Source organism: Paenirhizobium selenitireducens ATCC BAA-1503, from assembly GCF_900492185.1.
GTDB lineage: Bacteria > Pseudomonadota > Alphaproteobacteria > Rhizobiales > Rhizobiaceae > Allorhizobium > Allorhizobium selenitireducens_A.
The window spans coordinates 50,397-70,327 of the sequence record NZ_UEYP01000011.1; the positions used below are offsets into that span (position 1 = coordinate 50,397).

24 protein-coding genes are annotated in these 19,931 nt (G+C 63.2%); 7 read left to right on the forward strand and 17 right to left on the reverse strand.

The window, feature by feature from the left end; genetic code table 11:
* Window positions 1-49: 49 nt before the first annotated feature.
* Together RHIZ70P_RS16840 and lgt are read right to left on the reverse strand one after the other, a co-directional pair.
* Window positions 50-1,150 carry a class I SAM-dependent methyltransferase gene (locus RHIZ70P_RS16840; protein WP_115671646.1) on the reverse strand — a complete coding sequence of 367 codons (1,101 nt, stop codon included), beginning with the start codon at window positions 1,148-1,150 and terminating at the stop codon, window positions 50-52.
* 21 nt (window positions 1,151-1,171) lie between these two features.
* Window positions 1,172-2,017, reverse strand: a complete 846-nt coding sequence (gene lgt / locus RHIZ70P_RS16845; protein WP_115671647.1) for a prolipoprotein diacylglyceryl transferase — start codon at window positions 2,015-2,017, stop codon at window positions 1,172-1,174.
* Between the two features lie 190 nt (window positions 2,018-2,207).
* Here lgt and RHIZ70P_RS16850 point away from each other — a divergent pair, with 190 nt between their 5' ends.
* The 4 genes from RHIZ70P_RS16850 (at window position 2,208) to RHIZ70P_RS16865 (ending at window position 4,611) form a co-directional block, all read left to right on the forward strand.
* The gene (locus tag RHIZ70P_RS16850) at window positions 2,208-2,468 is read left to right on the forward strand and encodes an accessory factor UbiK family protein (RefSeq protein ID WP_115671648.1); all 261 of its coding nucleotides are present in this window, start codon (window positions 2,208-2,210) and stop codon (window positions 2,466-2,468) included.
* Between the two features lie 465 nt (window positions 2,469-2,933).
* On the forward strand, window positions 2,934-3,434 hold the full coding sequence (locus tag RHIZ70P_RS16855) for a YbjN domain-containing protein (protein WP_115671649.1): 501 nt from the start codon (window positions 2,934-2,936) through the stop codon (window positions 3,432-3,434).
* Window positions 3,435-3,436: 2 nt separating this feature from the next.
* Complete coding sequence (gene proC / locus RHIZ70P_RS16860; protein ID WP_115671650.1) at window positions 3,437-4,255, forward strand: pyrroline-5-carboxylate reductase; 819 nt, start codon at window positions 3,437-3,439, stop codon at window positions 4,253-4,255.
* Entirely contained in the window at window positions 4,252-4,611 is a 360-nt protein-coding gene (locus RHIZ70P_RS16865; RefSeq protein ID WP_115671651.1) for a tRNA-binding protein, read from the forward strand. Before proC ends, RHIZ70P_RS16865 begins: the two co-directional genes overlap by 4 nt.
* A gap of 14 nt (window positions 4,612-4,625) precedes the next feature.
* Here the strand turns inward: RHIZ70P_RS16865 and RHIZ70P_RS16870 are convergent, their stop codons facing one another.
* The 4 genes from RHIZ70P_RS16870 to RHIZ70P_RS16885 are packed head-to-tail and all read right to left on the reverse strand — an operon-like array spanning window position 4,626 to window position 7,868.
* Window positions 4,626-5,213, reverse strand: a complete 588-nt coding sequence (locus tag RHIZ70P_RS16870) for a DUF1349 domain-containing protein (protein ID WP_181904049.1) — start codon at window positions 5,211-5,213, stop codon at window positions 4,626-4,628.
* Between the two features lie 23 nt (window positions 5,214-5,236).
* A complete protein-coding gene (locus RHIZ70P_RS16875; protein ID WP_115671652.1) occupies window positions 5,237-6,616 on the reverse strand; it encodes an ATP-binding protein in 1,380 nt (459 codons plus the stop codon).
* 33 nt (window positions 6,617-6,649) lie between these two features.
* Window positions 6,650-7,351, reverse strand: a complete 702-nt coding sequence (locus RHIZ70P_RS16880; protein ID WP_115671653.1) for a response regulator — start codon at window positions 7,349-7,351, stop codon at window positions 6,650-6,652.
* Between the two features lies 1 nt (window position 7,352).
* Window positions 7,353-7,868, reverse strand: a complete 516-nt coding sequence (locus RHIZ70P_RS16885; RefSeq protein ID WP_419178308.1) for a MarR family winged helix-turn-helix transcriptional regulator — start codon at window positions 7,866-7,868, stop codon at window positions 7,353-7,355.
* Between the two features lie 249 nt (window positions 7,869-8,117).
* Here RHIZ70P_RS16885 and RHIZ70P_RS16890 point away from each other — a divergent pair, with 249 nt between their 5' ends.
* Window positions 8,118-8,765, forward strand: coding sequence for an MBL fold metallo-hydrolase (locus tag RHIZ70P_RS16890; protein ID WP_115671655.1), 648 nt, complete (start codon window positions 8,118-8,120; stop codon window positions 8,763-8,765).
* Between the two features lie 76 nt (window positions 8,766-8,841).
* Here RHIZ70P_RS16890 and RHIZ70P_RS16895 read toward each other — a convergent pair whose 3' ends face one another.
* The 7 genes from RHIZ70P_RS16895 to RHIZ70P_RS16925 form a co-directional block, all read right to left on the reverse strand.
* Window positions 8,842-9,270 (reverse strand): BA14K family protein, encoded by a 429-nt coding sequence (locus tag RHIZ70P_RS16895; protein ID WP_115671656.1) that lies wholly within the window; start codon window positions 9,268-9,270, stop codon window positions 8,842-8,844.
* A gap of 152 nt (window positions 9,271-9,422) precedes the next feature.
* On the reverse strand, window positions 9,423-9,638 hold the full coding sequence (locus tag RHIZ70P_RS16900; protein WP_115671657.1) for a cold-shock protein: 216 nt from the start codon (window positions 9,636-9,638) through the stop codon (window positions 9,423-9,425).
* A gap of 456 nt (window positions 9,639-10,094) precedes the next feature.
* Window positions 10,095-10,988 carry a DMT family transporter gene (locus tag RHIZ70P_RS16905; protein ID WP_115671658.1) on the reverse strand — a complete coding sequence of 298 codons (894 nt, stop codon included), beginning with the start codon at window positions 10,986-10,988 and terminating at the stop codon, window positions 10,095-10,097.
* Window positions 10,989-11,173: 185 nt separating this feature from the next.
* On the reverse strand, window positions 11,174-12,340 hold the full coding sequence (locus RHIZ70P_RS16910; RefSeq protein ID WP_115671659.1) for a PQQ-dependent sugar dehydrogenase: 1,167 nt from the start codon (window positions 12,338-12,340) through the stop codon (window positions 11,174-11,176).
* Between the two features lie 94 nt (window positions 12,341-12,434).
* Complete coding sequence (locus RHIZ70P_RS16915) at window positions 12,435-12,635, reverse strand: hypothetical protein (protein ID WP_115671660.1); 201 nt, start codon at window positions 12,633-12,635, stop codon at window positions 12,435-12,437.
* Complete coding sequence (locus tag RHIZ70P_RS16920; RefSeq protein ID WP_115671661.1) at window positions 12,625-13,017, reverse strand: hypothetical protein; 393 nt, start codon at window positions 13,015-13,017, stop codon at window positions 12,625-12,627. Before RHIZ70P_RS16920 ends, RHIZ70P_RS16915 begins: the two co-directional genes overlap by 11 nt.
* Window positions 13,018-13,180: 163 nt before the next feature.
* A complete protein-coding gene (locus tag RHIZ70P_RS16925) occupies window positions 13,181-14,107 on the reverse strand; it encodes an EAL domain-containing protein (RefSeq protein WP_115671662.1) in 927 nt (308 codons plus the stop codon).
* Between the two features lie 217 nt (window positions 14,108-14,324).
* Between RHIZ70P_RS16925 and RHIZ70P_RS16930 the strand changes: the two genes are divergently transcribed.
* On the forward strand, window positions 14,325-15,527 hold the full coding sequence (locus tag RHIZ70P_RS16930) for a pyridoxal phosphate-dependent aminotransferase (protein WP_115671663.1): 1,203 nt from the start codon (window positions 14,325-14,327) through the stop codon (window positions 15,525-15,527).
* 79 nt (window positions 15,528-15,606) lie between these two features.
* Here the strand turns inward: RHIZ70P_RS16930 and RHIZ70P_RS16935 are convergent, their stop codons facing one another.
* A complete protein-coding gene (locus RHIZ70P_RS16935; RefSeq protein ID WP_115671664.1) occupies window positions 15,607-16,830 on the reverse strand; it encodes an OpgC family protein in 1,224 nt (407 codons plus the stop codon).
* 155 nt (window positions 16,831-16,985) lie between these two features.
* Complete coding sequence (locus RHIZ70P_RS16940) at window positions 16,986-18,032, reverse strand: calcium:proton antiporter (RefSeq protein ID WP_419178309.1); 1,047 nt, start codon at window positions 18,030-18,032, stop codon at window positions 16,986-16,988.
* A 182-nt stretch (window positions 18,033-18,214) separates the two neighbouring features.
* Between RHIZ70P_RS16940 and RHIZ70P_RS16945 the strand changes: the two genes are divergently transcribed.
* The gene (locus RHIZ70P_RS16945) at window positions 18,215-18,481 is read left to right on the forward strand and encodes a DUF2188 domain-containing protein (protein WP_115671666.1); all 267 of its coding nucleotides are present in this window, start codon (window positions 18,215-18,217) and stop codon (window positions 18,479-18,481) included.
* A 46-nt stretch (window positions 18,482-18,527) separates the two neighbouring features.
* On the opposite strand, the gene RHIZ70P_RS16950 is transcribed toward RHIZ70P_RS16945, so the two are convergent.
* Window positions 18,528-18,719: a hypothetical protein gene (locus tag RHIZ70P_RS16950; protein ID WP_115671667.1), complete on the reverse strand. Its 192-nt coding sequence runs from the start codon at window positions 18,717-18,719 to the stop codon at window positions 18,528-18,530.
* A gap of 81 nt (window positions 18,720-18,800) precedes the next feature.
* On the reverse strand, window positions 18,801-19,901 hold the full coding sequence (locus tag RHIZ70P_RS16955) for an alkene reductase (protein ID WP_115671668.1): 1,101 nt from the start codon (window positions 19,899-19,901) through the stop codon (window positions 18,801-18,803).
* Window positions 19,902-19,931: the final 30 nt, after the last annotated feature.

A 19,931-nucleotide genomic window follows, 5' to 3' on the forward strand; every position in this document is an offset into this window, starting at 1 on the left:
TTGCCGCAGTTTCAGTCGGCGGGATGTTGGCTTATCGCCGCCGCCGCTGTCAATTGGCTCCCTTGAAAGGCGGCAGGGCCACGGCCGGGCTGGAAATCGCCATGACCTTGAAAAGCTCGCCCATGCGGCCTTCGCCGGCACCCGCCAGACGCTCGACCGCCTTGACGATTTCGCCCTGCGTCTTTTCGTCCTTGCCGCGCCCGAGCGAGGCCGCACGGTCCTCGATGCCGAGCCCGATCAGGAAGTCGCCCTGATACATGCAGCCGTTGACGTGAACGCCTGCCGCCAGCGCCGTGCGGGCGAGGTTTTCGAAGTCGACATGGCTGGTGAGATCCGCCATTCCGGGATGGGCGAGCGGCGGATCGTATTCGTGGGCGAGGACGGCCTGGAGCGTGTCGCCGAAGCCACTGACCATGTGTCCGTAGTCGATGATGAGGGCGGTGCCATGGCATTTGAGCAGGCGGTCGCACAGCGTGGTCATGACCGCCTGGCGGGCGGGGGCGATTTCGAAGATCTCGCCATCGGGCGGGGCGATCTGGCGCGGCGGCAGGAGCGCCGGGTCGAGGGTGGCGACGCCGGCGGCAAAGCAGAGTTCTCCGTCGGCGTCGAGCCCGACCATGCGTTCGCGAAAGCCCGTCGGCGTCTTGACGAACTGGCGGATCGGAATGGCATCGAACAATTCGTTGGCGGCGATCAGGGTGAAGCCTTCCGGAACCTCGTCGAAGCTCGAATGCCAGGCGATCCGGTCTCCATGGGCGGACAGTGTCCGGCGCTGGACGTCCTGCAGGGCCGGGCTCGTCTCGACGAGGTGGATGCTGGCGGTCTCGTAGAGCCGCGGCGCGAGCCTTGCGATCACCCGCAGCATGTCGGCCATCATCGTGCCGCGTCCAGGGCCGATCTCGACGATGCGGGCATCGAGCGGTTCGCCATGGCGTTGCCAGGCGACGACGAGGAAAATGCCGACCATCTCGCCGAACAACTGGCTGATCTCGGGCGCGGTGACGAAGTCGCCGGCCCGGCCGAAGGGATTGCGGGTCTTGTAATAGCCGTGCTGCGGGTCGGCCAGGCAAAGTGCGAAATAGTCGGTGACGCTCATCGGACCGCCGGCCAGTATCAGCGACTTGATTTTCTCGGCAAGGGCAGTTGTCATCGAGGGCGCCTCATTCTCGTTTCACGACCGCGGGCCGGCGGCACGGCGCGCCCTCAGCAGCGCCCACACGCCGACCGCGAGCATGGGCAGGGACAAGAGCATGCCCATGGTCAGCCAGCCGCCGAAAAGATAACCGAGTTGCGGATCCGGTTCGCGGAAGAACTCGACGGTGACGCGCGACAAGGCATAGAGAATGACGAACAGGCCGGTGATCAGACCTGGCGAACGGAAACCGCCCAGCAGGCGCCCGACGAACTGGAGCACGACGAAGATCAGCAGTCCCTCGAGCAGGGCTTCATAGAGCTGGCTCGGATGGCGCGGGAACGGCCCCCCCGTTGGAAAGGCCATGGCCCAGGGGACGTCGGAGGGCCGTCCCCAGAGCTCGCCGTTGATGAAGTTTGCGATGCGGCCGAACAGGATGCCGAGCGGGGCGACGCTCGCGACGATGTCGAACAGGCTCCACAGGGGGATGGCGTGGCGCCGTGCAAAGAAGGCCATGGCCAGCGCCGCGCCGAGAAAGCCGCCGTGGAATGACATGCCGCCATTCCAGATCTGGATCGCGCGGATCGGGTCGGCGAGGATCGCGGCGAAGTCGTAGAACAGGATGTAGCCGATGCGTCCGCCGAGCACGATGCCAAGAGACACCCAGACGAGGAAGTCGTCGAGGTGCGACACCGTGCAGGGCGGTGTGTCGTTCGGCCAGAGTTTCGCATTGCGCAGCATGCCGCGCGCTACCAGCCATCCCAGCATGATGCCGGCGACATAGGCAAGGCCGTACCAATGGATCGCCAGCGGACCGAGGGAGAAGGCCACGGGATCGATCGCCGGAAAGGTGAGGATGGACAGAAGTTCGGCGGCTGAGGACAAGGGTGCTCTTTCTCCAATGTTGCCGGAAAATGGCGTTCCGATCTGGCACGGTCAAGATGGAATCGCGCATGCGGCCTTCGCACGCGGGGGCGAGCGCGAAATTCGCTTGCAACGGCTCGGCTGAATGCCTACCTCAACTGTTGTTACCGAGGACACCGTCCGGGGATCGAACGCAAGAGGAGCCACAGCCATGTCGACGGGCCCGAACCGTATTATGGACGATTTCGCCAAGCTTATGACCGATGCCGCGGGCGCCGCCCAGGGCGTGCGCAAGGAAATGGAAACCGCCTTTCACGCCCAGGCCGAGCGCTGGCTGAACAGCATGGATGTCGTCAAGCGTGAAGAATTCGAGGCCGTTCGCGAGATGGCGATCAAGGCGCGCGACGAGAACGACATTCTGTTGAAGCGCATCGAGGCGCTCGAGGCGAAGCTGGCCGCCGAAGGCAAGTAGGCTCGCCGGACGGGGCGATACCGCTCCTCTTGCTTCCCTCAAGGCAGGAAAGCTGCTGTTTTTCAAGGCCTGCCACGATACTCCGTGGCGGGCCTTCGTCGTTTCGCCCCCGGCGGTGCTGACCGGCTGGCGAATGGTTCATACAGGTTATTTATCCACATGCTCGCGGCACGAAAAAAGCCAATGGGCAGAGTCGTTTATCGGTGACTGCGCAGGTTGTGACGCAAGTGCTGTCCACAGACCCGTCGAGCAAAAGGCCGGCCGGGGGCTGGTACTTGGTCTTTGCCATTATACACTGATTTTAAATGATGATTCGAGACGGACCTTCGCAAGTTTCGGACAGGGTGGGTGTTTTATCCTGTGGTCCAGTCGGAATCATTCCCAGTGTTGTTTCCGGTTCAGTCGTTTGTGTCCTTCGGTGTTTTCACTCGAATATCGCATTCACTCCGGTCAAGAAGGTGCCGCATGAGCCTCATGGAATTTGACTTCGAACGACAGTCCAACCCGGTCGACATGATCGAGTTCGTCGCCTCCAACAATGATTGGTCGTTCGAGCGCTCGGGCGAGGACGAGCTTGCCATGACGGTCGCGGGCCGGTGGGCCGACTATCAGGTGTCGTTCTCCTGGATGGAGGAGTTCGAGGCGCTGCATCTGGCGGTCGCCTTCGACCTGAAGATCCCGGATGCCCGCGTCAACGAGGTGATCAGGCTGCTCTCCCATGTCAACGGCCAGGTCCTGATGGGGCATTTCGACCTGTGGCGGCACGAGGATGTGGTGATCTTCCGCCAATCGTTGCTGCTCGCCGGTGGCGCCGAGCCGACCAACCGGCAGGTGGAAGTCCTTCTGTCGAGTGCGGTCGATGCCTGCGAGGCCTATTTCCAGGCGTTCCAGTTCGTGGTCTGGTCGGGCATGGACGCCAAGAGCGCCATGGATGCGGTTCTTTTCGAAACGGCCGGGGAAGCCTGAGCATGAGCTATTCGACGATGGGGCAGGTGGTGCTGGTCGGTGCCGGCAATATGGGCGGCGCCATGCTGTCCGGCTGGCTGAAGAGCGGCGTGCCGGGTTCGTCCGTCACCGTGATCGATCCCGGTCCGTCGGAAGTCATGCTGAAGCAGATCGCCGATGCCGGCGCGCGCTATACCAGCCACGCGCCGGACGGGCTCAAAGCCGATATCCTTTTCCTCGCGCTCAAGCCGCAGGTGATGGAAGCGGTGCTACCGGGCCTGAAGTCGCTCGTCGGACCGCAGACCGTCGTGGTTTCGGTCGCCGCCGGCAAGACGCTGGACTTCATGGAAGAGCATCTCGGCGCCGCCGCCATGGTGCGCGCCATGCCGAATACCCCGGCAATGATCGGCCGCGGCGTCACCGGCGCCTTCGCCAACAATGCCGTCAGCGCCGCGCAGCGCGACATGGTTCACCGCCTGCTCAAGGTTTCCGGCCCGGTCGAGTGGCTGGACAGCGAGGAGCAGATTGATGCGGTGACGGCCGTGTCGGGCAGTGGTCCGGCCTATGTGTTTTATCTCGTCGAGTGCATGGCTGAGGCAGGCCGCAAGGCCGGCCTGCAGGCGGACCTGGCCATGCGTCTCGCACGGGAAACGGTCGCGGGGGCTGGTGAACTGCTTCACCAGTCCCCCGACGCCGCCGCGAAACTGCGGCAGAACGTGACCTCGCCGGGCGGCACGACGGCCGCGGCCCTATCCGTGCTGATGGCCGAGGACGGCATGCAGCCCCTGTTCGACAAGGCGATCGAGGCGGCGCGCAAGCGGGCCGGGGAACTAGCAGGATGAGCGAGGCGCCCAAGGTTCAGCCCGAGATCGGCTACGCCGATTTCGAGAAGGTGGACATCCGTGTCGGCACGATCGTCGAGGCGGAGCCTTTTCCGGAAGCGCGCAAGCCGGCGATCAAGATCAAGATCGATTTCGGCCCCGAGATCGGCATCAAGAAGTCGTCGGCGCAGATCACCGTGCACTACACGCCGGAGAGCCTGATCGGCCGGCAGGTGCTGGGCGTCGTCAATTTCCCGCCGCGTCAGATCGGCCCCTTCCGTTCCGAAGTGCTGACCCTCGGATTTGCCGATGAGAACGGCGCGATCGTGCTTGCGGCGGTCGAGCAGCCGGTGCCGAACGGCATGAAGATGATGTGAGGCCGTCCGCGGCGTCAGTGGATGTCGCGGCTGACCGGGTCGCTCACCCGGAAATGGTGGAACACCACCTCGAAACCGGCGCGCTGCGGCGAGCAGGTCATCACCCCGACTTCGAGACTCTCCAGACCGGGCGGAAAATAGGCGAGCCGCGCCATCCGCCAGAGCCCTTCGGGCTGCACGCGGTATTGCACGAACATGGCATCGCCGAGCCGGCTCAGACGAAGTTCGAGCGCACCGGAGAAATCCGCAAGCGCAAAGGCCGACCAGTCGGAGCGGCCGTCGACGGTGACCACCGTGCTCAGATGGCAAAGGCCGTCGGTGAATTCGATTCCGCATTTCAGCCAGTGGTGCTCGTCGTGCCGGACCATCAGGCCCGCCTGATCGTAAAGTGCCTCAAAGCGACCGGTGAAACGCGTCTCGATGGTGAACTCGCCTGTGCGGGGCAGGTGGAGGAAATGGCCGTTGTCGTGGTGAAAGCCGTAATAGGTCTTCTGCCAGAAGTCGGTCTCGTTGCCGGTGACGAGATGCAGCCCGTCGGGCCCCACATGCGTGCTTGCGGGCGGGTTGAGCCAGGTCATGGCGTTCCAGTCGGTGGTCGACATGGGTGGTTCTCCTCGACTGTCTATCAGGCCGGCACACGGATCGTCGCGCGCAGGCCGCCGAGCGGGCTGTCGCTCAGCGTCACGTTGCCGCCATGGCTACGGGCGATGTCGCGGGCGATCGCCAGGCCCAGCCCGGTGCCGGAGGCGTCCAGATTGCGCGCCTCGTCCAGTCGGAAGAACGGCTTGAACACGTCGTCGCGATAATCGGCCGGAATGCCGGGACCGTCGTCGTCGATCACGATCGTCAGCCATTTCGCGCTGTGCTTCGCCTCGATCTCGACGCGGTTGGCGTAGCGGCGGCTGTTGGAGGCGAGGTTGGTGACCAGCCGCGCGAAGGCGGTGGGCCGTACCGCGACCTCCTCGTCGCCTTCGATGCGGTAGGAGAGCGTCTTGCCATGCAGTTCGAAGTCGGCCTTGAGCTTGTCCAACAGTTCTCCGAGCCTCAGCTTGCCGACGTCTTCCTCAGCCTCGCCTCGGGCAAAGGCCATATAGCCCTCGAGCATGGTCTGCATGTCCTCGACGTCCTGGTTGAGGCCCTGGAGGTCGGGATTGTCGCCGGCGAGCGCCAATTGCAGCTTGAAGCGGGTGAGAATGGTGCGCAGGTCGTGGCTGACGCCGGTCAGCATGGCGGTGCGCTGCTCCATCTGCCGCTCGATGCGTTCGCGCATCAGGATGAAGGCGAGGCCGGCGCGACGCACCTCGTCGGCGCCTCGGGGGCTGAAATTCTCCGGTGGCCTTTGGCCCTTGCCGAAGCTCTCCGCCGCCTTGGCGAGCGACAGGATCGGGCGGATCTGGCCGCGCAGGAAGAGCGTGGAGATGACGATCAGCACCAGCGAGGTGCCGACCATCCACAGGAGGAAGATGTGGGTGTTGGAGGCATAGGCCGAGTTGCGGCGGGCGAAGATGCGAAGAACGCCCTGGTCGAGCGCGATGCGGATCTCGACGAGGCGGGAATCGCCGACCGTGTCGATCCAGAAGGGCCGGGCGATCTGGTTCTCGATCTGGTCGGAAAGGATCTGGTCGAGGATCGAGAAGAACGGCTTTGGTCGCGTCGCCGGCAGTTGTCCGCCCGCCTCCATCGATACCGTCATGTTCAGCTTGTCGCGGGCGATGCGCACGACATTCTTGAAATCCGCCTCCGCCGGATAGGCCTCGATCAGCGCGATGATGGCGGCGATGTCTCGGGTGACGGCGCTCGACATGCGCTCCGTCACCATCTGCCAGTGGCGCTCCATGAAGACGGCTGCCAGGACCGTCTGGAGGATCAGCATGGGCAGGATGATGATCAGCAGCGAGCGCGCGAAAAGACCGGTCGGCAACTGGTGCCGGAGCCAGCGCGACAGGCCCTTGAGCCCGCCGGGGTTGCGATCATTGTCCCTGCGGATGCTGTCGAACAGCGTCATCTCGCCTTCTTTTCCGTTGGTGCGCCTGTGGCGCTAGTCCATGCTCAGCCGGTAGCCGATGCCGCGCACGGTCTGCAGCCAGACCGGATTGGCCGGATCGTCCTCGATCTTGCGGCGCAGGCGGTTGATCTGCACGTCGATCGTCCGCTCGCCCACATCGGTGTCATTGCCGATCAGTTCCTGGCGGGGAATGGTGTCGCCGGCGCGGGAGGCGAACAGAAGCATGATGTCCTGCTCGCGATCGGTGAGCTTGATCACTTCCGGCCCGCGCTTCAACTCCTTGCGCAGGATGGAGAAACTGTATGGCCCGAACATGACCTGCTCGATCTTCGGCTGGTCGGCATTGGGGCTGCGCTTGAGGATATTGTTGATGCGCAACACCAGTTCGCGTGGGTCGAATGGCTTGGCGAGATAGTCGTCGGCGCCGGCCTCCAGGCCGGCAATGCGCGATTCCGCTTCCGAACGGGCGGTCAGCAGGATGACGGGGATCTGCTTGTCGGCCGCGATGCTGCGGGTGAGCGACAGGCCGGATTCGCCCGGCATCATCACGTCGAGCACGAGCAGGTCGAAATGCAGTCCCTCCAGCTTGCGGCGGGCTTCGCTCGCATCGGCGGCGACGGTGACGCGAAATCCCTGTTCGGTGAGATAGCGCTGCAACAGGTCACGGATGCGGGTGTCGTCGTCGACGACGAGGAGATGGGGGGCATCATCGGCAATAAGGATCTTGCGCGCCATGTCAGTCCACTCCGGCCATATCCGTTGGCGTCGTGCCGTCCGAGCGGCTCATTCTTTCAAGGAAGGTGCGCACCCCGTCGCGCATTTCCGGCGTAAAGCCCTCCATGGCGCCGGCGATCCGTCGCGATTGCGGCTCGGACAGTGCCAGTGCCAGTTCGCGGCCGGCCAAGGTCGGATAGAGCCGGCGCTGGCGGCGGTCGGCGGGGCCGGCCATCTGGCGGATATAGCCGGAATCGATCAGTTCCTTCAGCACGCGCGCGAGGCTCTGCTTGGTGATCTGCAGGATGGCGAGGAGATCGGCGACCGTCATGCCCGGCCGGCGGCTGACGAAGTAGACGACGCGGTGGTGGGCGCGGCCGTAGCCGATCTTGGCGAGGATCGCGTCTGGATCGGAAACGAAGTCTCGATAGGCGAAGAACAAAAGCTCGATCGTTTCGAAATCGATGGTCTTGTCATCGACGACCGGCATTCCCGGCAGTTCCTTCCTGGCAGCCTTGCCCGCAGACTGTCGAGCCACGTTGCATTCCCTTGTGCTGGCGGTCTCCCTGTCGCTGCGGCATGACGCTGTGGCGATCAGGGGACGGTCATTCGCGATACGCGCGCATGGCCGTCAGCCGGCGCGTGTTTTGCCGCAAAACTAAGCGCAGACGCGCAAAAACTCCAACGAAATTACCGGGATCGCACAGCTTCTCGACCTGGTGGCTCGCATTGGCGTTTCGACGGGGACGTGTTATGCGCAACCGGCGCGAAAACAAGGAACCGACCCATGGGACAGATGCAGGCCGGGATCATTCCGGTCACCCCTTTCCAGCAGAACTGCACGATCCTGTTCGACGACGATACGCGTGAAGGCGTGATCGTCGATCCGGGCGGCGACGTCGATGTGATCCTGCAAACGCTGAAGGAAAACGGCATCACGCTCAAGGAGATCTGGCTGACCCATGGCCATATTGACCATGCCGGCGGGGCCGAGGAGTTGAAGGAGGCGCTCGGCATCCAGATCGTCGGCCCGCACAAGGATGATCTGCCCCTACTGCAGAAACTCGAGCAGCAGGCGGTCATGTTCAACGTGCCGATGAAGGTGCGCAACACCGTGCCCGATCGGTGGCTGGAAGAGGGCGACACGGTTTCGTTCGGCGAGCACGAGTTCGAAGTGTTCCACTGCCCGGGACATGCGCCGGGACACGTCATCTTCTACAATCGGGCGCAGAACTTCGCTCATCTCGGTGACGTTCTGTTTTCCGGCTCGATTGGCCGCACGGATCTTCCGGGAGGCGACCACCAGACGCTGCTCGACTCGATTCGCGACAAGGTTCTGCCGCTCGGCGACGATGTCGGCTTCATCTGCGGCCACGGGCCGGGCGGTCGGATCGGCGAGGAGCGCCGGACCAATCCCTTCCTGCGCGGAATCTGAAATTCTGGCCTGACGCCCAAACGAAAAATGCGCCGGCGATGCGGCGCATTTCTATCCGTTCGGCAAGCGGGCCGTATCAGCCGGCGGTGCAGAAGTGCGAGCGGCCGTCATAACCGACATAGGTGCCGGAGCGGGCGTTGAAGCTGCGATAGCGGGCTGCGCAATAGTCATACCATTCCGGCGACCAGGGCTCCACGGCTGCGCGGTAGACCGGCCGCGGTGCCGGCGGGTAATCGTCGACATAGACGGGTTCCGGCTCGACATAGATGCGGCGCGGTGCCGGCTCGACATACATCGGTTCAGGTTCGACGTAGACGGTGCGCGGCTGGCTGGCGATGACCGAGCCGGTGACCAGGCCGGCGGCCAGACCGATCGCGCCGGCGGCGAGCATGTCCTGATCGTGGTGGCGTCGGTAACGGTCGCCTGCCATGGCCTGCGACGACGCTGCAAGTGGTGCGACGGCGATCACCGCCGCCAGCAGGGAGAGTTTCGCGATCTTCTTCATGGCTTTGCCTTCCTGTGGCCTGCAATGGGGACGATCGTTGTTTAACGATCAATGACGGCAGGATATGGGCCACAGGCTGAACGCAGCCTGAACGAAAAAACCCGGCAAACCTGCCGGGCCGCAATGCGAATGTCGAAGCGAAATCCGGAGTATCAGCCGTCGATGTGCAGGTTGACGGCCTTCGGGCCCTTGCCGCGACGATCCGGTTCCGTGTCGTAGCTAACCTTCTGGTTTTCAGAAAGCCCCTGGAGTCCGGAGGCCTGCACGGCGGAAATATGCACGAAGATGTCTGCGCCGCCATTGTCAGGCTTGATGAAGCCAAAGCCCTTGTCGGTATTGAAGAATTTTACGATGCCAGTCTCGGCCATGCGTCAGGTCCTTTTCTCTCTGCCCTGTGTCGGCGGGGCAGCATTGCAATGTTACCCGTATACGGGTGCTCGACAGGCATTTCTCGATGGTTGAGGAAAGGGGCCCCTGTTACCGCAAGCTACCCCCATAAAAGCGAGTATACTCGCAATTATAGAAGCCAACCTGCCCGGAACTCTTCGCGTATCCGGCGCGCATGTATTATAAGGTCTTCCCGTGCTCGCAAAATTGCCCGAACGCGCGAAGATTGCTTGGTTTATTAAAAATTGGCAAGCGAAAGTTTTCCAGCACCTTGCTCCCGGGGAGCCTCGCGATTGAGGTGAAGCGGCCATTCGTGCGGTAGGGGGAATGTTTCGCCCCACAAGTATATCTGGCACCGGTTCAAATGCAATTTTTGCGTCGAAACCTTCCCCAAAATGGAAAAGTTTGGCGCATTTTCGCTATCGGTGAAATAAGCGTCAGGGTGCGGCAGTCGCGCGGCGCCGGGTCAGTTCCGGCACGAGTTCGACGAGCAGCATGGCCGAGAAGATCAGGCCGCAACCGAGATAGCCGATCGCGGGAAGGGTCTCGGCCAGCAGGACCGCCCCGAACAAGGCGCCGAACAGGGCCTCCGAGGACAGGAAGATCGCAGCTTGCGGCGCCGTCGTGTAGCGTTGGCCGATGATCTGCAGGACGAAGGCGACGCCGGAGGAGAGCAGGCCGCCATAGAGGATCTCCGGCAGGGCCGAGGCGACGGCGCCCATGCTGATCGGCTCGAGAGCCGCAGCGGCAAGGCCGGCACCGGCCGCGCAGACGGCGAATTGTACCGTGGCAAGCGCCAGGGGCCTTTGGCTGATGCCGACCGCGATCGGGGTCAGTGTGATCTGCGCCGCCAGGAACACCGCGCAGAGAATGACGAGGACATCGCCGTCACCCAGGGAAGACAGCGATCCGCCGTTCAGCAGGAGGATGCCGATCACGGTCAGCAGAGCCGTCGGCCAGATGATCCAGTGCGGGCGGCGGCGAAGAAAGGCGACCGCGATCACCGGAACGAGAACGACGTAGAGGCCGGTCAGGAAGCTGGCATTGGTCACGCTGGTCGACTGGATGCCGATCTGCTGCAGGGTCTGCGCGGCGAGCAGGGAGAGGCCGACCAGCAGGAACCATCCCAGTTCCCGGCGGCTCAGCGGGCGGGTGGCGCGCTTGTTCTCTGTGAGGGCGAAAGGCAGAACGGCCAAAGTGGCGAGCGCGAAACGCAGCGCATTGAACCAGTTCGGCCCCAGCCATTCCATTGCTTCCGACTGGGCGACGAAGCCGCCGCCCCAGATGGCCGCCGCGAGCAGCAAGAGGAGATTGGCTTGAACACGAGACATCGGATACCGGATTGCAGCGGAACGGAAGAAGGTGAGGCGAGGGAGGAAGACGGGTATCAGCTGCGTTCGGTCTCGACAAGGTCGATCGACGCGCCGGGTTTATGCCGTGACGCTTTGGTTCGGCATTGCGGATCAGCGGGTGGTCGAGCCGTTCGCCGCCGGGCGAGCGGCTGGTCGGATGAAAATCACGGCGCCGCGGCGCGGCTGATGCGCAGGAGTTGGCCATCCACCTCGTCGGTCACCAGAAGGATCGCGCCGTCCGGCGCGACCTTTACGTCGCGCAGGCGGCCGTAGGCTCCCTCCAGCAGTCGCTCCTCTCCCGTGATAGCGCCGCTTTCATCACGCTCGATACGCGCCAGAAGTTCATACTTGAGGGCGGCGACGAGGAAGTCGCCATTCCATTCAGGAAACATGGCGCCGCGATAGACATCGATGGCGCCCGGCGCGATCGACGGGTCCCAGTAATGGACGGGCTGTTCATAACCCTCGGCAGAACTGCCTATGCCGATGTCGGCGCCGGAATAGTGCTTGCCGTAGGAGATCATCGGCCAACCGTAATTGCTCCCGGCCTTGGGCATGTTGATCTCATCGCCGCCGCGTGCGCCGTGTTCGACGGTAAAGAGAGTACCTTCAGCCGGATCGATGACGATGCCCTGGGGATTGCGGTGCCCGGTCGAGAAGATTTCCGGCTGGCCCTTGCTGCCACCGGCGAAAGGATTGCCGGCGGCCGGCGTGCCGTCCGGGTTGAGGTGCAGGATCGAGCCGGCATGGTCTTGCGGGTCCTGGGCCCGGTCCATCTCGCCGCGGTCGCCGATGCCGAAGAACAGTGTGCCGTCCGCGCCGATGGCGATGCGCGAGCCGAAGTGCTGACCGGTGCCGGTGAAGCGGTTCATGGCGAACAGCCGTTCGACCGCTTCCAGTCTCTTCTCGTCGTTTGACAGCCTGGCGGCAAAGAGCGCGGTGCCCTGTCCACCTTCTCCCGGCACGGATGCGGTGAAATAGAGTTTCCGGCTTGTGGCGAAATCGGGCGACAGGGCGATGTCGAGCAAGCCACCCTGGCCGCCGACGAAAAGCTTGGGCAGGCCGTCGACCGGGGCCGATGCCGTGCCGTCGCGCACCACCCGCAGACGACCGGGCCGCTCGGTAACGAGATAGGCGCCGTCGGGCAGGGCTTCCACCGACCACGGGTGCTCGAGGCCGCCGACGATCTCGGTGACCTCGATCTCGACGCTCTGCGTGGCAACGCGATCAGCGGCGAGGGCTGGAACCGCCGCCATTGCCAAAGCGAGGCCGAGAAGGGCGGTGGACGGAATCGCGCGCACGGGGTTTGCTGCTGCTTCGCACTTCGGCATATCGGGTCCTCCTGTCATCATCGACCTATCTGGAGATTGACGACGCTTTGGCAAGTGCTGCTGACAAGAACGTGAGAAGGGGAACGTGCCGTTGCTATTCGGTCCCGGCCGCGCCGTTCGGCGAGACCGGCCCCTGGTGCGTCCGAGGGGAAGGAACCTGGTCGGCCTTCGCTTTCAGGTAGAGGCCATCGGCGATCAGAAGGAGGCCACCGATTGCCATGGCCACGATCACAAGGGCGAAAGCGCGCTCGGCCGGGCCGAGGCGGCGCCAGAGCGAGGGTCGCTCAGGCGTCATGGCGCCTGGCCTGGACGCGCAGCAATTCCTTAAGGCTGCTGCGCCACAGCGCCAGGCTGCCGGCGGCCATGGCGGCGAAGCAGAGCATCATCAGGCCGAGCAGGATGTAGCGGTCGGCGAGCGTTTCGGTCTGCAGCAGCGGAAGCCGGTGGGCGCTGGTGGTCAACAGGGGCGCGACGACTGGCGTGGAGGCGGTCGTCATCGGGTCAATGGTGGCAAGCGTCTGCGCCGCGGGTGCGGCGGTGGTTTCCGCCTGTGCATCGGCAGCGATGCCGATCAGCAGGACTGTGGCGGCCAGCATGGCGAAAAGCGCAAGGCGGCCACCTTGGATGATCCGATCGAACCACGGACGCGCTTTGGCAATATCGTCGTCCAGAAACATGGGTCTTCCCTCGCAATCAATCGCCAATTCGAGGAGAAAAGACCTGTTTATGGGCTTCACGGGGACGGAATTGCGGCTTCACCCGGTATTTATTGTGGCAATGTCAAGGCGGGCCCCGAGGCTGCCCCTACCGTGGGCACCATGCCGTTTCGACAGGCGCCCGCTAGCGCCGCTTGCCGAATACGGGGGGCGGACGTTGAAGGACTTCACTGCGCGACGGCGCCAGGGCCAAGGTGGCCCGCTCCCGCTCATTCACCGGTGCCGGCGCGACGGAGGCCGGCAGGGCCGGAGGCAGCAGCATTTCGGGGAATTCCTGGTTGAATGCGGTGGGCGCGAGTTCCGGCCGGGCGAGGGCATAGCCCTGCAACAGCGTCACGCCGAGTTCAAGGCAGAGATCCACCTGCCAGCTCTCCTCGAGCCGCTCGAAGATCGGCTCTATCCCTTCATCCTGCAATTGCCTGACGATGACCCGCAATAATGCGAACCCCGCCGAGTTGTGCAGATAGTCGCGCACCCAGTCGCCATCGAAACGAACGAAGTCGGGGCGAAGCGCCAGGACGTCCTGGATGTCGTGTTCGCTGGCCTCGTAATTCGACATGGAGACGCCGAGCCCCGCCTGGCGAATCTGATCGATGGCGCGGGCGCTCATCTTGCCGTTGCCGGCGCTGGCGGAGATGTCGCAGACGATGCGGTCGGGTGACAGCGCGGCCTCGTGGGCGATCAGGCGCATGCGGTCGAGTTCGTGGCGCAGTTCCATGGCCCCGGTGAAAAGCAGCGGCTGGAAGCTGACCAGGACGTTCGAGCGCTCGCGCTGCAAGAGCCCGGCATTGAGAATATGGATGCTGCGCAAGAGGCTGTCGACGGAAGGGAGGTCCTGCGGATCGACCAGCGGGAAGAACTGCGAGGGCGGATAGGCCTCGCCGTTGCGCTCGGCTCGCACCAGGCCCTGGAACGAATGGATGTCGAAGAGGTCGTCTGCCACCCTCCTGAAGATCGGCTGGAGCGCGGTGCGCAGCACGAAGGGACCATAGGCCGTCGACCATGCGTCTCCGGTCTTGACGAGTTGGGCATAGATGCTGTTCGAGGTCATCGGCTTCGCGCCATGATTGTTTCGGATAGATCTTGCACGCAAGTCTATCGCCGAAGACTTACCCGCGGATTAAGAAAGACTTAAAAATGAAAACTTTGTCGATTGCCGGCGGAAAAACGCTTTCCGCTTGAAACGCCGCAGTGATTTCGCCATAGAACTTGAACCTGGAGCCTTGGCCGATCGAGGTTCCCCGATCAACAGCTTCAGGACAAACACCATGGCATTCATCGCCGACGCCCTTTCCCGTGTAAAGCCCTCCGCAACCATCGCAGTCTCGCAGAAAGCCCGCGAGCTGAAGGCCAAGGGCCGCGACGTGATCGGCCTCGGCGCCGGCGAGCCGGACTTCGATACGCCCGACAATATCAAGAAGGCTGCGATCGACGCGATCAACCGCGGCGAGACCAAGTACACGCCGGTTTCCGGCATTCCGGAACTGCGCAAGGCGATCGCCGAGAAGTTCAAGCGCGAGAACGGCCTCGACTACAAGCCCGAGCAGACGATCGTCGGCACCGGCGGAAAGCAGATTCTTTTCAACGCCTTCATGGCGACCCTGAACCCGGGTGATGAAGTCATCGTTCCGGCGCCCTACTGGGTGTCCTACCCGGAAATGGTGGCGCTGTGCGGCGGCACGCCGGTGTTCGTCTCGACCAAGCAGGAGAACAACTTCAAGCTGACGGCGGCTGAACTCGAAAGCGTCATCACGCCGAAGACCAAATGGTTCATCTTCAACTCGCCGTCCAACCCGTCGGGTGCGGCCTACAGCCATGACGAGCTGAAGGCGCTGACCGATGTGCTGGTCAAGCATCCGCATGTCTGGATCCTGACCGACGACATGTACGAGCACCTGACCTATGGCGATTTCAAATTCGTTACTCCGGTCGAGGTCGAGCCGAAGCTCTATGATCGTACGCTGACGATGAACGGCGTGTCCAAGGCCTATGCCATGACCGGCTGGCGCATCGGCTATGCTGCCGGCCCGATCGAGCTGATCAAGGCCATGGACATGATCCAGGGCCAGCAGACGTCCGGCGCCTGCTCGATCGCCCAGTGGGCCGCCGTCGAGGCGCTCAACGGTCCGCAGGACTTCATTCCGGCCAACAAGAAGATCTTCGAAGGCCGCCGCGATCTGGTGGTTTCGATGCTGAACCAGGCGACCGGCATCAAATGCCCGACGCCGGAAGGCGCCTTCTATGTCTACCCATCCTGCGCCGGGCTGATGGGCAAGACCGCGCCTTCGGGCAAGGTCATGGAAACGGACGAGGACTTCGTCAGCGAACTGCTGGAATCGGAAGGCGTGGCCGTCGTCCACGGTTCGGCCTTCGGTCTCGGCCCGAACTTCCGCATTTCCTATGCGACGTCGGAAGAGCAGCTGGAAGAAGCCTGCAAGCGCATCCAGCGCTTCTGCGCCGCCTGCAAGTAACCAGGACGAGCCAATGAAACGAGAAAGGGCGGGGCCTCGCGGTCCCGCCCTTTCTCGTTGGTCGTTTTCGTAGCGGTCGTCAGGTCGCCGGCTTCATGTTCGGCAGCGGCTTGCTCGGCACGGGCGCCGGATTGGCGGTCGCGCGGTTGCGCTCACGCCAGAGGGCGGGAAGGCTGAGCAGCGCCAAAGAGCCGAAGGTGATGACGGTCTTGGTCGCGTCGGAGAAGGCGCCAAAGCGACCGTCGATGTAGAAAACGCCATAGACGATCAATACGTGCCAGACATAGATCTGCAACGAATGTCGGCCGAGCAGTTGCAGGAAGCTGAGCGAGAACAGGCCGGTGAGCCCTGCGGCAATCCTGCGGATCGTCGCATTCTCGTGGCGAGGGCCGGCGATCAGCAGCCAGGCAAGGCCGTATGCGACTGCGGCGAAGTTCAGCAGGTAGACCGGCCCGAAGTCGGCACGCACTTCCATGAAACCGAATTTTTCCAGCACAATGCCGGGCATCATGCCGTGGGCGGTCAGGATGCGCAGCGGGAGGAAGAAAACGCAGACGGCGAGCGCCGCCTTGGCGATGAAATCCTTGCGCGGATCGAAGACGCGGGTCCACTCGACCTTCTTCATCGAGGTCAGCGTTCCGGCGATCAGTCCGGCGAAGAAGACGATCTGCCAGCCGAGCAGGTTGAACGAGGCGCGAATGCCTTCCTTTTCCGAATCCGTACCGCCGGCCAGCCAGTCGCTGAGCGGATAGGTCAAGGCGCGCTGGAGCCCGAGCTGTGCTGCCATCCAGGCGAGGACGGAGATGATCGCCACGGTCTTCCATCGGCCCTTCATGCACAGCCAGATGATGGCGGGGGCGAAGAACATGTAGATGATGTATTGCGGCAGGATGTCCATGAAGGTCGGTTGGAACAGGAATGTCGCAATGGCTGCCAGGCGCAGCGGGTCGTCGATCCGTGTTCCGCCGAGCCAGTTGGTCCAGATGTCGGCCGCTTGCGGCAGGAGGAACTGCAGGGCGAGGATGACCAGTACGATGCCCATGGCATAGCGATAGAGCTCGAAGACGCGCGACCAGATGCGGTCTCGAGCGGCGGTATAGCCGTCCTTCATCATCTTGCGGGCATAGACCATGCCGGTGAGCAGGCCGGACAGGAAGACGAAGCCCTGGGCGTCCTCGACGAAGGCGAGATTGCGGTGGTTGATCTGGACGAGCCAGAGGCCGCCGGTGAAGACCAGGTGGTTGATCAGCATGAAGACCAGGAAATAGCCGCGCATGCCGTCGATAACGTCGAGTCTCTTCAAGGTTCGGCTCCCGAGTTTGCCCCCCGCGACCCGCGGGAAGTTTCTGGTCCGCCATCTTGGTGACAATGGGGCGAGCCCTTCATCACGCCGGGGACCATGTCCGGGAAAGAGGCGAGGGCGGGAAAAGTTCCGCCCCTCTGAGACAGGCGATGTCGTCAAAGGCCGAGGAAGGACAGCATGATGAAAGTGGCGAAGAGGATGAAATGGGTCATGCCCTCGATCGCATTGGTCTCGCCGTCGTTGAGGTTGATCGCGGCCGCAATCAGCGTGATGGCGACCATCACCGTCTGGACGGGCGTCATCGCCATGATGAAGGGTTGGCCGGTATAGAGCGCCATCGCCTCCATCACCGGCACGGTCAGGATGACGGTCGACAGCGAGGCGCCCATGGCGATATTGACCGTTGCCTGCATGCGGTCGGCGAGCGCTGCCCTGAGGGCGGTCAGGATTTCCGGGCCGGCGGAAATGCCGGCGACCAAGATGGCGGTGAGCGCGATCGGCGCGCCGATTTCCTTAAGGCCGGTATTCATGAAGGCCGACATCAGTTCAGCGAGCACGCCGATCAAAACGACGCCGAAAAGGATGACGGCGATCGAACGGGCGGTCGGTTCGTCGGCATCGGCCGGATCGTGTTCTTCCGCGTCGCGCCTCTTGCCGCGCGGATAGCTGTAGCTGAAGAAATAGCTGTGCGTGCCGACCTGCATGCGCAGGAACAGGCCATAGAGCGCGACCATGGCGAAGATGGTGAAGAACGAATAGAACTGCCATTTGTCACGGGGCACGAATTCCGGGACGATCATCGAAATTCCCATGGCGGTGAGGATCATCACGCCATAGGTCTTGCCGCTGTCGTCGTTGTAGGGCTGCTCGCCGTGCTTCAACCCACCGATCAGGGCGGCAAGCCCGAGGATGCCGTTGATGTCGAGCATCACGGCCGAATAGATCGTGTCGCGCACCAGCGTCGGCGACCCCTCGTTGTTCATCATGATGGCAAGGATCAGCACTTCAACCGCCACCGCCGACAGCGTCAGGATCATGGTGCCGTAAGGGTCGCCGACCTTGACCGCGAGCACTTCCGCATGATGGGCGACGCGCAGCGATACCGCGACGATGGCGGCAATCAGGAGTGCGGCCGCGGCAAGCGACACGGCCGTGCCCATGGCGAGGATCTCGTGTTCCAAAGTGAATCCGACAACGGCCATAAGGATTGGAAAGAGAAGGATTTTTTCCTGTCTGAGCATGGTTCGCCCGGAGCCCCCTGGTAATTTCGCCCGAAAGAAAGCCCGGAACGTGCGAGTGGTTGGAACTGTTCCACTCCGCTTCGGGTTTGCGGATTGGTGCGCTTGATGCGATACTGGCTCAAAGAACAAGAAAGGAGGACAGAATGACCAAGGTTGCCTACGAGATCGTTCCCCATGACGGGGGATGGGCCTACAAGCTCGGCGATGTTTTCTCCGAAAGCTTTGCCAGCCATGACGAGGCCCTGGAGGCAGCACGTATCGTCATGCAGGAGCAGCAGGTCGGCGACGAGCCCGTCAAGATCAGCTATCAGGACGAGAAGGGCAAGTGGCACTACGAGTATAGCGATGGCGGCGACCGGCCGGAGGTCGAGATCGTCGACCGCTACCAGTCCGGCGAGCGGCCGGCCTAGCGGACGCCTCGGGTACCGGTTGATTGGGCGGCGGATCAGATAGCCGTCAGGGTCCTGTACGAGGAAATCCCCGCGATCCGGCCACTTCGGTCTCGCCAATGCGATACCAGATTTCGCTCGGCCCCTCGAAGAGCGGCCAATCCAGTTTGCGAAGATCTTCATGTGGAAGATCGTCGGTCGCGATCTGCAAGGTGATGCCGCGCCCGAAGGGCTCGGCATGGGTGTCGAGGAAGAGCATCCTATTTTTGTCTGCAATGTGCAAAACCCCGCTGGGGGTGCCAGCGGGGCTTCGACAGGTCGTGCAGGTTCTGATGACGCGTCAGGCGAGCTTGGGATAGTTCGTGTAGCCCTCGGCGCCGCCGCCGTAGAAGGTGGCGCGATCCGGCTCGTTCAGCGGTGCATTCTGTCGGAACCGTTCCACCAGGTCGGGATTGGCGATGAACGGCCGGCCGAAGGACACCATGTCGGCACGGCCGGAGGCCACCGCCTCGATTGCCATGTCCCGCGTATAGCTGTTGTTGACCATCCAGGCAGCCTTGCCGCCCTTGGCATGATAGGCGGCCTTCAGGCCCGCCCAATCGAAGGGCAGATTGTCGCGCGCGCCGCCTGTCGCGCCCTCGATCACGTGGATGAAGGCAAGGTCGAAGGCCGCGAGCTTTTCGACGAGATGATTGAAGAGGGGCTGAGGATCCGGATCGGACACGTCGTTGGCCGGCGTGACCGGGGAGATACGAATGCCGGTGCGCTCGGCGCCGATTTCGTTGGCGATGGTCTCTACCACCTCGATCGCGAAGCGGGCGCGGTTCTCGATCGATCCGCCATAGGCATCGGTTCGAGCATTGGAACTCGAGCGCAGGAACTGGTCGATCAGGTAGCCGTTGGCGGCGTGGATCTCGACGGCGTCGAAACCGGCATCGATCGCGGCGCGGGCTGCGCGGCGGTAATCGTCAAGGATGCCGGGGATCTCGTCGAGGCTGAGGGCCCGGGGCTCGGAGGTGTCGGCGAAGCCGCCGGTGCCGTCCTCGTTGATGATATAGGTCTTGGACTTCGCGCGGATGGCGGAGGGTGCGACCGGCTGGCCGTCCTCGGGCTGCAACGAGGTGTGCGATACACGCCCGACATGCCAGAGCTGGGCTGCGATATGGCCGCCGGCGGCGTGAACCGCGGAGGTGACGCGCTTCCAGCCTTCGATCGATTCCGGAAGATAAAGGCCCGGCACCTGGGCGTAGCCCTGGCCCTGATGACTGATCGGCGTGCCTTCGGAAATCAACAGGCCGGCCGAGGCGCGCTGTTCGTAATAGGTGACGTTGAGATCGTTGGGAACGGCGCCCGGCGAACGGTTGCGCGTCAATGGCGCCATGGCAATGCGGTTGGCAAGGGTGAGATGTCCGATTTTGATCGGATCAAAAAGAGTGGTCATGAATATCTCCAGATTGGCCGGCGGATTGGG

Excerpts from the sequence above, each read along its gene's own strand:
- RHIZ70P_RS16840 (WP_115671646.1), bottom strand. The coding sequence starts at position 1,150 with ATGACAACTGCCCTTGCCGAGAAAATCAAGTCGCTGATACTGGCCGGC.
- RHIZ70P_RS16870 (WP_181904049.1), bottom strand. The coding sequence starts at position 5,213 with ATGTCGACCACCGACTGGAACGCCATGACCTGGCTCAACCCGCCCGCA.
- RHIZ70P_RS16895 (WP_115671656.1), bottom strand. The coding sequence starts at position 9,270 with ATGAAGAAGATCGCGAAACTCTCCCTGCTGGCGGCGGTGATCGCCGTC.
- proC (WP_115671650.1), top strand. The coding sequence starts at position 3,437 with ATGAGCTATTCGACGATGGGGCAGGTGGTGCTGGTCGGTGCCGGCAAT.
- RHIZ70P_RS16915 (WP_115671660.1), bottom strand. The coding sequence starts at position 12,635 with ATGACGCCTGAGCGACCCTCGCTCTGGCGCCGCCTCGGCCCGGCCGAG.
- RHIZ70P_RS16920 (WP_115671661.1), bottom strand. The coding sequence starts at position 13,017 with ATGTTTCTGGACGACGATATTGCCAAAGCGCGTCCGTGGTTCGATCGG.
- RHIZ70P_RS16945 (WP_115671666.1), top strand. The coding sequence starts at position 18,215 with ATGACCAAGGTTGCCTACGAGATCGTTCCCCATGACGGGGGATGGGCC.
- RHIZ70P_RS16925 (WP_115671662.1), bottom strand. The coding sequence starts at position 14,107 with ATGACCTCGAACAGCATCTATGCCCAACTCGTCAAGACCGGAGACGCA.
- RHIZ70P_RS16910 (WP_115671659.1), bottom strand. The coding sequence starts at position 12,340 with ATGCCGAAGTGCGAAGCAGCAGCAAACCCCGTGCGCGCGATTCCGTCC.
- RHIZ70P_RS16855 (WP_115671649.1), top strand. The coding sequence starts at position 2,934 with ATGAGCCTCATGGAATTTGACTTCGAACGACAGTCCAACCCGGTCGAC.
- RHIZ70P_RS16880 (WP_115671653.1), bottom strand. The coding sequence starts at position 7,351 with ATGGCGCGCAAGATCCTTATTGCCGATGATGCCCCCCATCTCCTCGTC.
- RHIZ70P_RS16875 (WP_115671652.1), bottom strand. The coding sequence starts at position 6,616 with ATGACGCTGTTCGACAGCATCCGCAGGGACAATGATCGCAACCCCGGC.
- RHIZ70P_RS16865 (WP_115671651.1), top strand. The coding sequence starts at position 4,252 with ATGAGCGAGGCGCCCAAGGTTCAGCCCGAGATCGGCTACGCCGATTTC.
- RHIZ70P_RS16930 (WP_115671663.1), top strand. The coding sequence starts at position 14,325 with ATGGCATTCATCGCCGACGCCCTTTCCCGTGTAAAGCCCTCCGCAACC.
- RHIZ70P_RS16940 (WP_419178309.1), bottom strand. The coding sequence starts at position 18,032 with ATGGCCGTTGTCGGATTCACTTTGGAACACGAGATCCTCGCCATGGGC.
- RHIZ70P_RS16950 (WP_115671667.1), bottom strand. The coding sequence starts at position 18,719 with ATGCTCTTCCTCGACACCCATGCCGAGCCCTTCGGGCGCGGCATCACC.
- RHIZ70P_RS16955 (WP_115671668.1), bottom strand. The coding sequence starts at position 19,901 with ATGACCACTCTTTTTGATCCGATCAAAATCGGACATCTCACCCTTGCC.
- RHIZ70P_RS16905 (WP_115671658.1), bottom strand. The coding sequence starts at position 10,988 with ATGTCTCGTGTTCAAGCCAATCTCCTCTTGCTGCTCGCGGCGGCCATC.
- RHIZ70P_RS16850 (WP_115671648.1), top strand. The coding sequence starts at position 2,208 with ATGTCGACGGGCCCGAACCGTATTATGGACGATTTCGCCAAGCTTATG.
- RHIZ70P_RS16890 (WP_115671655.1), top strand. The coding sequence starts at position 8,118 with ATGGGACAGATGCAGGCCGGGATCATTCCGGTCACCCCTTTCCAGCAG.
- RHIZ70P_RS16900 (WP_115671657.1), bottom strand. The coding sequence starts at position 9,638 with ATGGCCGAGACTGGCATCGTAAAATTCTTCAATACCGACAAGGGCTTT.